Origin of the sequence: Janthinobacterium sp. SUN026 (assembly GCF_030397625.1) — a bacterium.
Lineage (GTDB): Bacteria > Pseudomonadota > Gammaproteobacteria > Burkholderiales > Burkholderiaceae_D > Janthinobacterium > Janthinobacterium kumbetense.
Genome location: NZ_JAPQNU010000003.1, coordinates 302,341 through 314,403 on the forward strand (window position 1 = coordinate 302,341; position 12,063 = coordinate 314,403).

The window sequence follows — 12,063 nt, forward strand, 5'->3', positions numbered from 1 at the left end:
TGACACCCGTCCGAGGAGACTATGAAGAACCATACCATCAGCCTGCTATGCGCTATCAGCCTGCTGGCCGCCTGCGCGGCGCCAGCGACGATCACCACCTCCAACGCACAACAAGACGCCTGCAACGCGGCCGAGCTCAAGGGCCAGTTTGGCGAAGCGGAACTGGCTTGCGTACAGGCGCTGCGCAGCGCCGAGCAGGCCGGAGCCAGCGCGGACATCCTCTCGCAGCGCCAATACAACCTGGGCCGCATCAAGCGCTTGCAGGGCAAGAATGCCGAAGCGGAGCAACTGTACCGGCAAGCGCTGGCCACGGAAGAAGCGGCGCAGCCACGCAGCGATGCGCGCGTCGGCCGCCGCATGGTGGAACTGGCGTCGGCCCTGGCCGCGCAAGGCAAGTGGCAGGAAGGCACAGGCTATCTGGAACGCGTGCTGCCGTTGCTGCCGAAGCTGTCGTCCGCATCGCGCACGTATTCCGCGGAAGTGCTGCGCCAGTACGCCAGGCAGCTGCAAGGCGGTCCGCAGGCCGCACTGGGCGCGCGCTTCGACGCGGTGGCGGCCAGCCTGCAATAAGAGATGCCCGGAGCCCGGCCTAGGGCTGGGCGACGTGGATGCTGGCCTTGATGTGCTTGAGGTGGGCCACGATGGTGAACGTCATCACCACCAGCAGCGACCAGGAGCTCCATTTGCTGACATGCACCACCGACCAGGCGCCAAGCTGGTTCGGATAGCGCCACACGCCCCAGAAGGTGCTGATGTTTTCAGCCAGCCAGATAAAGAAGCCGACCAGCACGAAACCGAGCAGCAAGGGCATGCTGCGGTCGCGGTCGAGCGGACGGAACACCACGGTGGTGCGCGCATACAAGCCCAGCGCGCAGGCGGCCAGGTACCAGCGATAGTCGCCGATGTAATGGTGAGTAAAGAAGTTGGCGTAGATCAGCACAGCGATCAGCACCGCCATCCAGTATGGCGGATGGTGGCGAATCCGCATGTCGAGCAGGCGCCAGGTCTGGATGATGTAGCTGCCGACCGCCGCATACATGAATCCCGAAAACAGGGGAACGCCGAACACTTTGGTATAGGCAAAGTCGGGATAGCTCCACGACTGGATCGCCCCCGATACCTTGAATACTTCCAGCGCAAAGCCGACCGCATGGAACAGGCAAATGGCTTTCAGCTCATCCCACGTTTCCAGTCCGCTCCAGACCATTGCGGCCTGGATCGCCAGCGCCACCAGCAGCAGCACGTCATAGCGCGGCAGGCCGAACAGGCCGGCGCTCGGCACCAGGAACACGGCAGCAAAAAACAGCCCCACGAACAGGCACGACCTCGCCTCCTTGATGCCGAAATACAGGAATTCGGTCAGGAAGCGCGGCCAGCCGCGCAAGCGCTGGCGTGGAGTCGCATTTAACAGGTGGGTATCGAGGGCATTGAGCATGCAGCAACTTTATCGACGGGCTGCAGCACTGTAAAGCGATTTTGCACGCAGGCAGGTGGCGCCAGTACTGGGCAGGCACCAATAGCAATGGGGCCGGGCGCACTCACGATCGTGAGCAGGCCCGGCCCCATCATCAGGCAGCGGGACACCCCGCCGGCCTGGAACAGCTGTCAATACCTGATGCTACGGTGTTGTCAGCTGCCCCTGAAAACTCTTATTGCAGCTTGATTTCGACATCAACACCAGCTGGCAGGTCCAGCTTCATCAGCGCGTCAACGGTTTTGTCCGTTGGGTCAACGATGTCCATCAGGCGTTGGTGCGTACGGATCTCGAACTGATCGCGCGAAGTTTTGTTGACGTGCGGGGAACGCAGCACATCGAAACGTTGAATACGGGTAGGCAGTGGTACTGGGCCTTTGACGACAGCGCCGGTGCGCTTCGCGGTTTCAACGATTTCCAGAGCGGACTGGTCGATCAGCTTGTAATCGAAAGCTTTCAGGCGGATACGGATTTTTTGGTTTGGTGCCGACATGATATTTCCTTAAAAGAACGAACCGCGCGGTCTGCACGGCAATGAGGTCATACGGGAATTTCTGACGCTACAACCGTCAGGGTCGACATGATAGCACCAAAATGCTTGCCAACCCCGGCAGTTGAATAAAAAGAAGGGCGCCGGGCGACGACGCGTCTTCTTTTCTATCGCTTAATAATTAAGCGATGATTTTGGCAACAACACCAGCGCCGACGGTACGGCCGCCTTCGCGGATAGCGAAGCGCAGACCTTCTTCCATCGCGATCGGGTTGATCAGCTTGACGGTGATCGACACGTTATCGCCTGGCATGACCATTTCTTTGTCTGCTGGCAACTCGATCGAACCGGTTACGTCCGTCGTACGGAAGTAGAACTGTGGACGATAGTTGTTGAAGAATGGCGTATGACGGCCGCCTTCGTCTTTCGACAGAACATAGATCTCGCCGGTGAAGTGAGCATGCGGCTTGATCGAGCCTGGTTTTGCCAGAACTTGACCACGTTGCACGTCTTCACGCTTGGTGCCGCGCAGCAGCAGACCAACGTTGTCGCCTGCTTGACCTTGGTCCAGCAGTTTGCGGAACATTTCCACGCCGGTGCAAGTCGTTTTGACGGTATCGGTGATACCGACGATTTCGATCTCTTCGCCGACTTTAACAATGCCGCGCTCGATACGACCGGTCACAACGGTACCGCGACCCGAGATCGAGAACACATCTTCTACTGGCATCAGGAACGCACCGTCAACAGCGCGCTCTGGCGTTGGGATGTATGCATCCAGCGCATCGGCCAGACGCAGCACTGCGTCAACGCCCATTTCGCCTTCTTTGCCTTCCAGCGCCATACGTGCCGAACCTTTGATGATTGGCAGGTCGTCGCCTGGGAATTCGTACTTCGACAACAGCTCGCGCACTTCCATTTCAACCAGTTCCAGCAGCTCTGCGTCGTCTACCAGGTCGCACTTGTTCAGGAACACGATGATGTATGGAACGCCAACTTGGCGGGCCAGCAGGATGTGTTCGCGGGTCTGTGGCATTGGGCCGTCAGCTGCGGAGCACACCAGGATCGCGCCGTCCATCTGGGCAGCACCGGTAATCATGTTTTTGATGTAATCGGCGTGGCCTGGGCAGTCAACGTGCGCGTAGTGACGCGTTTCCGTTTCGTACTCGACGTGGGCGGTGTTAATCGTGATACCGCGCGCTTTTTCTTCTGGAGCTGCATCGATCTGGTCGTATGCTTTAGCTTCGCCGCCGAATTTCTTCGACAGAACCGTTGCGATTGCAGCGGTCAGCGTGGTTTTACCGTGGTCGACGTGGCCGATGGTGCCGACGTTGACGTGCGGCTTGGTCCGTTCGAATTTACCTTTTGCCATTTTATTCTTCCTTAGAACAATGATTTAAATGTAGGGACCGGCATTCTCGTGAAAGCCGGCCCGGAACTTCTATTACTTAGCTTTCGAGCTTACGATTGCTTCAGTCACATGCTTAGGTGCTTCAGCATAGTGCTTGAATTCCATCGTGTAAGTCGCACGACCTTGGGTCGACGAACGCAACGACGTAGCGTAGCCGAACATTTCCGACAGAGGCACTTCGGCCTTGATGATCTTGCCGCCACCGCCAGCAATTTCATCCATACCTTGCACCATGCCGCGACGCGACGACAGATCGCCCATCACGGTACCGGCGTAGTCTTCCGGCGTTTCCACTTCCACGGCCATCATCGGCTCCAGGATGACTGGCGATGCTTTGCGGCAGCCATCTTTGAATGCCATCGAAGCGGCCATGCGGAATGCATTTTCGTTCGAGTCAACATCATGGTACGAACCGAAGAACAGCGTGACTTTCACGTCAACGACTGGGTAGCCAGCCATCACGCCCGAAGTCAGCGTGTCGCGCACACCTTTTTCAACTGCAGGGATGTATTCGCGAGGAACGGTACCGCCCTTGATCGCGTCAACGAATTCAAAGCCCTTGCCCGGTTCTTGCGGTTCGATCTTCAGAACCACGTGACCGTATTGACCACGACCACCCGATTGCTTGACGAATTTGCCTTCCGACTCTTCGCACACTTTACGGATCGTTTCGCGGTAAGCCACTTGTGGCTTGCCGACGGTGGCTTCAACGTTGAATTCGCGCTTCATGCGGTCAACGATGATGTCCAGATGCAACTCGCCCATACCGGCGATGATGGTCTGGCCCGATTCTTCATCGGTACGCACGCGGAACGATGGATCTTCTGCTGCCAGACGGTTCAGCGCCAAGCCCATTTTTTCCTGGTCGGCCTTGGTTTTTGGCTCAACCGCTTGCGAAATCACTGGCTCAGGGAAGACCATGCGCTCCAGAACCACGCTTGCCTTGTCGTCGCAAAGCGTATCGCCAGTGGTGGTGTCTTTCAGACCCACAACGGCGGCGATGTCGCCAGCGCGCATTTCCTTGATTTCTTCGCGTTCGTTCGCTTGCATCTGCACGATACGGCCGATACGCTCTTTCTTCTGCTTCACGGAGTTCAACACCGAGTCGCCCGAATTCAGGGTACCCGAGTAGCAACGGATGAAGCACAGCTGACCCACGAACGGATCGGTTGCGATCTTGAACGCCAGCGCCGAGAATTTCTCGTCGTCGTCAGCTTTACGCTCGACAGGCTGCTCATCTTCATCCAGACCAGGTACTGGCGGAATGTCGATTGGCGATGGCAGGTACTCGATGACCGCGTCCAACATGGCTTGTACGCCCTTGTTTTTAAAGGCGGTACCGCACAGCATTGGAACGATTTCGCTGGCGATGGTACGTTGACGCAGAGCAGCCTTGATCTCGGCTTCCGACAGGTCGCCTTCTTCCAGGTACTTGTTCATCAGGTCTTCCGACGCTTCAGCAGCGGCTTCAACCATGTTCTCGCGCCACTTGGCAGCATCAGCGGCCAGGTGTGCAGGAATGTCTTCGTATTCAAACTTCATGCCTTGCGAAGCGTCGTCCCAGATAACCGCTTTCATCTTGACCAGATCGATAACACCGGTGAAGACGTCTTCAGCGCCGATAGGCATCTGAATAGGTACTGGGTTGGCTTTCAGACGCGAACGCATCTGATCGTAGACCTTGAAGAAGTTGGCGCCGGTACGGTCCATCTTGTTCACGAAGGCCAGACGTGGCACTTTGTACTTGTTAGCCTGACGCCATACCGTTTCCGATTGTGGCTGCACGCCGCCGACTGCACAGTAAACCATGCAGGCGCCATCCAACACGCGCATCGAACGTTCCACTTCAATGGTGAAGTCAACGTGGCCTGGGGTGTCGATGATGTTGATGTGGTGAGCTGGGAAGTTGTTAGCCATGCCTTTCCAGAAGCACGTAACAGCAGCCGAGGTAATCGTGATACCGCGCTCTTGCTCCTGTGCCATCCAGTCGGTGGTGGCAGCGCCATCATGGACTTCGCCCAGCTTGTGGTTCACGCCTGTGTAGAACAGGACGCGCTCGGTCGTGGTCGTCTTACCTGCATCGATGTGAGCGGAGATACCGATATTACGATAGCGCTCAATGGGGGTCTTGCGGGCCATAATTAATCCTAAATGAATGGACAAAACCGAGCAGCATTTTTTTGCAAAAATGAGCCCGGCCTCGAACAACAGATGCTTGACAGCCGCCTTGCGGTAGCTGGCTTTATATTAGAAGCGGAAATGCGAGAACGCTTTGTTCGCTTCAGCCATACGATGGACTTCGTCGCGTTTTTTCATCGCGCCGCCGCGGCTTTCAGCCGCTTCCATCAGCTCACCGCCGAGGCGTTGTGGCATCGATTTTTCGCTGCGCTTGTTAGCAGCTTCACGCAACCAACGCATGGACAGAGCCATACGACGGACTGGGCGAACTTCGACCGGCACCTGGTAGTTTGCACCACCGACGCGACGGGATTTCACCTCAACCAACGGCTTGGCGTTGTTGATTGCGGTAGCAAAAACTTCGAGTGGATCTTTACCCGATTTTGCTGCGATGTGCTCGAAAGCACCGTAGATGATGTTTTCTGCAACCGATTTCTTACCGGACAGCATCAGCACGTTTACAAATTTAGCGACATCAGTGTTGCCGAATTTTGGATCTGGCAAAATTTCGCGCTTGGGTACTTCACGACGACGTGGCATATCAATTCCTTTCAATCTTCAGTTGAGCGCGCGTTCTTCGCACACTCGCGGACGACCATCATAGTCCTCCACTTACTCGACCAGATGCGGTCGACTACATTCACTTAGCTAGTTGCCACTGAGCGAAACTTGGGTTTGCTGCGTACAACTTATTACTTCTTGCCTGCTTTAGCGCGCTTGGTACCGTACTTCGAACGCGATTGCTTACGGTCTTTAACGCCTTGGGTATCCAGGGCACCGCGAACCATGTGGTAACGCACACCCGGCAAATCCTTAACGCGGCCGCCGCGCAACAGCACAACACTATGCTCTTGCAGGTTATGGCCTTCACCGCCAATGTACGAAATGACTTCGAAACCATTGGTCAGACGAACTTTAGCGACTTTACGCAGAGCCGAGTTAGGCTTCTTTGGAGTCGTGGTGTAAACACGTGTGCAGACGCCACGTTTTTGCGGGCTGTTTTCCAGCGCCGGCGATTTGCTCTTCACGGTCAAAGCGACGCGTGGATTGCGAATCAATTGATTGATGGTTGGCATCGTTATAAATCCAACAAAAAACTACGATTAATAACCCGGGCAAGATGCCCGGCGACTAAAACCTCGTCCCGCTTTCATCTACTGCGCACCGGAGGCGCCCGCAGCCACTCGATAAGGAGCGGCCATGAAATGCCAAGCAATACGTAAACGATGAGCAGAATAAAATCGAGAACTCGCTAGTTTAGACCTTGTGTTACAGGGGGTCAATCAGTTTACCGCTTTTTGCTATAAAAAAAGGCAAAAAAGCGGCACTTTTGTGGCATTTTGACTAATCTTTGGCCACGGCGCGCGGGTGCCGTCACCTCGCGGGGCTTGATGATTTAACATTCTTTCTCTGCAACCAAGCATCGGGGCCGCACATTCTTGTATGACCGCAAGACAACAAAAGGATTGATAATAGCGGACATTTTTCGCTGCCCTCCTTTATGCGCTCCTTGCTTCGCCCCGCCACTCTGTTCCTGCTGCTGACCTACGCCTTGCTGACGGCCGTGCCCTTCATCCCCGCGCTGCTGGGACGTCCGCTCGAGCATCCCTGGCAGATGCTCACGTTCGAACTGCTGGCCTGGCTGGCCGTCTGGAGCGTGTTCAAGCGCCCCGCATATTTCCACTGGCTGCTGGTGCCCGCCTTCCTGGCCCTACCAACAGAAATCTACCTGTTCATCTTCTATGGCCAGGGCATTTCCACGCACCACCTGGGTATCATCTTCGAAACCAGCCCCAAGGAAGCGATGGAATTCCTCGGGCAAAAAGTATGGCTGATGGGCGCCGTCATGCTGGGCGTGATCGCCTGGTGCGCTGCCAGCTGGTTTGCGACCGCGCGCACGCGCGACCTCGACTGGCGCGGCAAGACGCGCCCGGCCACCTTCGTGCTGTTGCTCCTGCTGGGCGGTTTCTGGTGGTATGGCTACGAATTCGGTTTCGACGCCAAAGTCCTGCACAGCGCCCCCGTATCGGCCAAGGCCGGCAACTCGGCGGCCAGCGGCAAGGCGGGCGCCTCCGGCTTCGGCGACGCCAGCTCGGCCGATGACGAAACGGCCGAGGAAGACGACGAAAGCAGCAAGCCGGAAAACGCCAGCATCGCCGGCGCCGACGAGACGGGCCTGGGCTGGCCCAGCCTGCCCCACTGGGCGCGCCTGCCCTACGCCTTCGACACCGTCAGCAATTCCTGGCCCTTCGGCCTGGCCGCGCGCGGCTTCGATTTCTACAAGGAGCGCAAATACCTGGCCGAACTGGGACAGAAAAGCAGCAGCTTCCGTTTCGGCGCGCACCAGCAACAGCCCGATCCCCATCCGGAAGTGGTGGTCATGGTGATCGGCGAATCGTCGCGCTACGACCGCTGGAGCCTGAACGGTTACGAGCGCGACACGAATCCCCTGCTGAAACAGGAAAGCAACCTGGTGCCGCTGGTCGACGTCATCACGGCCGTTTCCGCCACGCGCCTGTCCGTGCCCGTCATCATCTCGCGCAAGCCGGCCACGCAAAGCCTCAAGGATGGCTTCTCGGAAAAATCCTTCCTCACCGCCTACAAGGAAGCGGGCTTCAAGACCTACTGGCTGTCGAACCAGATTTCCTTCGGCCAGTTTGACACGCCCGTTTCCGTGTTTGCCAAGGAAGCGGACGTGGTGCAATTCCTGAACCTGGGCGGCTTTACCAACAATTCGAACTTCGACCAGATCCTGTTCGATCCGTTCAAGAACGCGCTGGCCGACCCGGCGCCGAAAAAACTCATCGTGCTGCACACGCTGGGCAGCCACTGGAACTACAGCCAGCGCTATCCCAAACAATTCGACAAGTGGCAGCCGTCGCTGTTCGGCGTCGACAAGCCCGTCTACACGGACACGGCCATCAAGCCCCAGCTGAACAACAGCTACGACAGCTCCATCCTGTACACGGACTGGTTCCTGTCGAACGTGATCGGCATGCTGAAGGACGATGGCCAGCGCACCGCCCTGCGCAGCTCGCTCGTCTACGTCGCCGATCACGGCCAGACCCTGTACGACGGCACCTGCCGCCTGGCCTTCCATGGCCACAACACGCAGTTCGAATTCCACGTGCCCGCCTTCGTCTGGTATTCGCCGCAATTCCAGCAGCATTATCCGGACAAGGTGACGCAGCTGCGGCGCCATCAAAAGGCGCGCCTGTCGACGGAAAACATGTTCCACACCCTGCTCGACCTGGGCGACATCCGTTTTGCCGGCGAACAGCCCGAATGGAGCATCGCCAGCCCCCGCTTCAAACAGCACAAGCGCTACGTCGACAGCTATGGCTGGACCAACTACGACAACGCCATCATCCGCGGCGATTGCCGCGAAGTGATCGACAAGAGCACGCCGGAGAAACAGGAAAAGTAAGCGCGGCCATCAGGTCCGTTCGAGCACGCCGCCGCAGTTGGCCGGCTGCGCCATATGCGTGCTGAGCCAGTCGAAGACGCGCCCGGCCTTGTCCGCGATGCCGGCGTCAAACCCGCGCTCCGCCAGCAGGGCGATGCCATTCGTGGCCTGCAGCACGCCGAGCGCCAGCAGCAGCGCGCCCTTGTCATCACGGCGCACGCACCATGACGCCAGACAGTCTTCCAGCAAAGGTCCCAACACGAGGTTGTGCGACGAGACGATCACCAGGTGCTCAGCGGCCAGGCTGTGCAGCACGGCGGCCGCCGCCGCCACCGACTCGAGGTGGTTCGTGCCGCGGAAGATTTCATCGATCAGGAACAAGACCGGCGTGCCCGCCCCGGCCAACGCCAGCAATTCGCGCGCGCGCCGCAGTTCGGCAATGTACAAACTTTCGCCGCCATCGAGCGAGTCTTCATTCTGCATGCTCGAATACAGGGGCAGCATGGGCACCCGGGCCGCCTGCGCATAGCAAAAGCCGAAGGCGCGCGCACTGATCAGATTGAGCCCCACGCCGCGCAACAAAGTACTTTTGCCCACCGCATTCTGCCCCGAAATGAAGGCGCCGCGGCCATCGAGCCGCAGCGACAGGGGCTTGGCATCATCCAGCAGCGGATGCACCATGGCATCGAGCGACAACTGCCGCGCATCGCTTTCCTGCGCCCAGCAGAACTGCGCACGGCCGCGCAGGTGGCGCGCCAGGGCCAGGTCTGCTTCCAGCTGGGCCACCCGGGTAAAGCTGTCGCGCAAAAAGGGGAGCTGCCGCGCCACCAGCTGGCGCGTGCGGAAATAGCGCTTGACGTTTTTCAGCAGGAGCCAGTCGCCATATTCGACCAGTACCGTATCGATGAAAGGCACGTAATGCAACAGCGAACGCTCGATGGCGCGCGTCAGTTTTGCCGCCTGCGCGCCCTCCGCAGCCAATGGCAAGGATGCCGGCACATCGAGCCGCGCCAGCGCGGCGCGGGTTTTCAGCAGATAGCGCAAGGTATCGAGCGTGCGCTCCCACGCCTTGGCGCTTTCGTAAAAACGCACCTGCACGGTCATCAGCGCCACACAGGCGGCCAGCATGCCAAACAGGGCCGGCCACCCTACCAGCCAGGTGGCGGCGATGGCCAGCAACAAGGCCAGCGGCACCAGCCAGAGCCAGACACTCCACCAGGGCGCCGGCGCCAGCGCCGCGCCAAACAGGGTCTCGCTCACTTCCGTGTCGGCCTGACGCAAGGGCAGACAGGCACGCTGCAGGCTGGCCGCCTGGGCCGGATCGCCCAGCAATCGCCGGACGCGGGCAATGGAGGCCGGATCGGCCTGGCCGCCGCTCAGGCGCCGGTGCAGCTCCTGCTGGCCGAAGATACTGGTCTCGCACGCCAGCTGCGCCGCATACTGGTCGAGCAGCAGTTCGTCCCAGGTCTGGCCGTCCAGCGCTGGCGCCTCGCCCGCCAGCCGCTGCAGCATTGCCACGTCGCTGCGCGCAAAAGGATAATCGAGCGCCGGCGCGAAGACACGGGCAGGGAAAAGTTGCTGGAAGAACGGATGCATGGCGCCTGGGGAGGAGTCTATGAAAGGTATGTACCAGCAGATGCAGGCGATTGCCAATTTATCAAGTGCGACCTGCGCGGACGGACATGCTGGACAACGCGGACACGGCGGACAGCCGGACGCAAAATATTTTTCCCATTCAAATCAACGGCTTAACAAATGGCACGGATTGTGCATTGAGAAAGGTATCCTTCACGAGACCTGACCATGATCCGCGATACTTCCTCCCAAGACGCCGTCCTGTCCGCCCCGCCGGGCCAGCGCCACAAGCAACGCGCCCTGCTGCTGGCCGGCGCCGTCATCATCATCGGCGCCGGCATCGCTGTCGTTGCCGGCTGGCGCAACAGCGAACATTCCGTCAACAGCAGCCGCCTGCGCATGGCCGACGTCACGCGCGGCACCCTGATCCGCGACGCGGCCGTCACTGGCCGCGTGGTCGCCTCGATCAGCCCGACCTTGTATTCGACCACCGTGGCCACCGTCACGCTGAAGGCAAAGGCGGGCGACACGGTGAAAAAGGGCGACATCCTGGCCGTGCTGGAGTCGCCCGACCTGTCCGACGCCCTCAAGCGCGAACAATCGAGCGTGCAGCAGCTGGAAGCGGAAGTGGCGCGCCAGCAGATCCTGGCCAAGAAGCAGAAACTGCTGGCGCGCCGTGAAGCCGATACGGCCGAAATCGAGCGCCTGTCCGCACAGCGCACGCTGGAGCGCTATGAAAGCGTGGCGCAGGTGGGCATCATCGCCAAGATCGATTACCAGAAGGCCAAGGATGCCTTGAATTCGGCCGACATCCGCAGCAAGCACGCGTCCCAGGCGGCAGGCCTGGAAAGCGAAGACGTAACCCTGGCCCTGAAAACAAAAAGCAATGAACTCGAACGCCAGCGCCTGGTGCGCGACAACGCCCAGCGCAGGGTCGATGAATTGACCGTGCGCGCGCCCGTCAACGGCTTTATCGGCACCCTGTCGGTGGCCAACCGCAGCGTGGTGCAAGCCAATACGGCCCTGATGACCCTGGTCGACCTGTCGCAGCTGGAAGTCGAGCTCGAGGTGCCTGAAACCTATGTGGCCGACATGGGCCTGGGCATGCGCGCCGAGATCGAAACGGGCGTCATCCGGGCGACCGGCAAGCTGTCGGCGCTGTCGCCAGAGGTGGTCAAAAACCAGGTGCTGGCGCGCGTGCGTTTCGATGGCGCGCAACCGGCCGGCCTGCGCCAGAACCAGCGCGTGGCAGCACGCTTGCTGATCGATGAAAAACCGAATGTGCTGATGCTGGCGCGCGGCTCCTTCGTCGAAGCCGAAGGTGGCCGCTTCGCCTACGTCGTGCGCGACGGCGTGGCTATCCGCACGCCGATCAAACTGGGTGCGACCAGCATCGCGGCAGTGGAAATCCTCGACGGCTTGAAACTGGGCGACAAGGTGGTGGTCGCCGGCACGGAAAACTTCGAGAACGCTGCCCGCGTCTCGCTCAACTGACACATCATTCAACTTATATCCTGAGAGGCCCCGCC

General features: G+C 59.3%; 10 protein-coding genes. 3 read left to right on the forward strand and 7 right to left on the reverse strand.

What is annotated here, in order from left to right:
• The first annotated feature begins 21 nt into the window (after positions 1–21).
• Positions 22–570: a tetratricopeptide repeat protein gene (locus OX459_RS16140; RefSeq protein WP_289905798.1), complete on the forward strand. Its 549-nt coding sequence runs from the start codon at positions 22–24 to the stop codon at positions 568–570.
• A gap of 19 nt (positions 571–589) precedes the next feature.
• Here OX459_RS16140 and OX459_RS16145 read toward each other — a convergent pair whose 3' ends face one another.
• From OX459_RS16145 to rpsL, 6 genes are all read right to left on the reverse strand, one after another.
• Positions 590–1,435, reverse strand: a complete 846-nt coding sequence (locus OX459_RS16145; RefSeq protein ID WP_289905799.1) for a DUF817 domain-containing protein — start codon at positions 1,433–1,435, stop codon at positions 590–592.
• A 214-nt stretch (positions 1,436–1,649) separates the two neighbouring features.
• Positions 1,650–1,967 (reverse strand): 30S ribosomal protein S10, encoded by a 318-nt coding sequence (gene rpsJ, locus OX459_RS16150; protein WP_010394389.1) that lies wholly within the window; start codon positions 1,965–1,967, stop codon positions 1,650–1,652.
• A gap of 178 nt (positions 1,968–2,145) precedes the next feature.
• Positions 2,146–3,336 carry an elongation factor Tu gene (tuf, locus tag OX459_RS16155; protein WP_077398776.1) on the reverse strand — a complete coding sequence of 397 codons (1,191 nt, stop codon included), beginning with the start codon at positions 3,334–3,336 and terminating at the stop codon, positions 2,146–2,148.
• Positions 3,337–3,408: 72 nt separating this feature from the next.
• Entirely contained in the window at positions 3,409–5,514 is a 2,106-nt protein-coding gene (gene fusA / locus OX459_RS16160; RefSeq protein ID WP_077398827.1) for an elongation factor G, read from the reverse strand.
• Between the two features lie 108 nt (positions 5,515–5,622).
• Positions 5,623–6,093, reverse strand: a complete 471-nt coding sequence (gene rpsG, locus OX459_RS16165; protein WP_010394377.1) for a 30S ribosomal protein S7 — start codon at positions 6,091–6,093, stop codon at positions 5,623–5,625.
• A gap of 152 nt (positions 6,094–6,245) precedes the next feature.
• Positions 6,246–6,629 carry a 30S ribosomal protein S12 gene (gene rpsL / locus OX459_RS16170; protein ID WP_010394376.1) on the reverse strand — a complete coding sequence of 128 codons (384 nt, stop codon included), beginning with the start codon at positions 6,627–6,629 and terminating at the stop codon, positions 6,246–6,248.
• A 425-nt stretch (positions 6,630–7,054) separates the two neighbouring features.
• On the opposite strand from rpsL, the gene OX459_RS16175 reads away from it, so the two are divergent.
• Positions 7,055–8,980: a phosphoethanolamine transferase gene (locus OX459_RS16175; protein ID WP_289905800.1), complete on the forward strand. Its 1,926-nt coding sequence runs from the start codon at positions 7,055–7,057 to the stop codon at positions 8,978–8,980.
• 9 nt (positions 8,981–8,989) lie between these two features.
• Here the strand turns inward: OX459_RS16175 and OX459_RS16180 are convergent, their stop codons facing one another.
• Positions 8,990–10,555, reverse strand: a complete 1,566-nt coding sequence (locus OX459_RS16180; protein ID WP_289905801.1) for a DNA mismatch repair protein MutS — start codon at positions 10,553–10,555, stop codon at positions 8,990–8,992.
• Positions 10,556–10,762: 207 nt separating this feature from the next.
• On the opposite strand from OX459_RS16180, the gene OX459_RS16185 reads away from it, so the two are divergent.
• Positions 10,763–12,028 carry an efflux RND transporter periplasmic adaptor subunit gene (locus tag OX459_RS16185; RefSeq protein WP_289905802.1) on the forward strand — a complete coding sequence of 422 codons (1,266 nt, stop codon included), beginning with the start codon at positions 10,763–10,765 and terminating at the stop codon, positions 12,026–12,028.
• Positions 12,029–12,063 lie beyond the last annotated feature (35 nt).

Bases quoted from the DNA above. Each gene is read 5' to 3' on its own strand.
- OX459_RS16140 (WP_289905798.1), top strand. From the start codon at position 22: ATGAAGAACCATACCATCAGCCTGCTATGCGCTATCAGCCTGCTGGCC.
- rpsJ (WP_010394389.1), bottom strand. From the start codon at position 1,967: ATGTCGGCACCAAACCAAAAAATCCGTATCCGCCTGAAAGCTTTCGAT.
- OX459_RS16175 (WP_289905800.1), top strand. From the start codon at position 7,055: ATGCGCTCCTTGCTTCGCCCCGCCACTCTGTTCCTGCTGCTGACCTAC.
- rpsG (WP_010394377.1), bottom strand. From the start codon at position 6,093: ATGCCACGTCGTCGTGAAGTACCCAAGCGCGAAATTTTGCCAGATCCA.
- OX459_RS16185 (WP_289905802.1), top strand. From the start codon at position 10,763: ATGATCCGCGATACTTCCTCCCAAGACGCCGTCCTGTCCGCCCCGCCG.
- fusA (WP_077398827.1), bottom strand. From the start codon at position 5,514: ATGGCCCGCAAGACCCCCATTGAGCGCTATCGTAATATCGGTATCTCC.
- tuf (WP_077398776.1), bottom strand. From the start codon at position 3,336: ATGGCAAAAGGTAAATTCGAACGGACCAAGCCGCACGTCAACGTCGGC.
- OX459_RS16180 (WP_289905801.1), bottom strand. From the start codon at position 10,555: ATGCATCCGTTCTTCCAGCAACTTTTCCCTGCCCGTGTCTTCGCGCCG.
- OX459_RS16145 (WP_289905799.1), bottom strand. From the start codon at position 1,435: ATGCTCAATGCCCTCGATACCCACCTGTTAAATGCGACTCCACGCCAG.
- rpsL (WP_010394376.1), bottom strand. From the start codon at position 6,629: ATGCCAACCATCAATCAATTGATTCGCAATCCACGCGTCGCTTTGACC.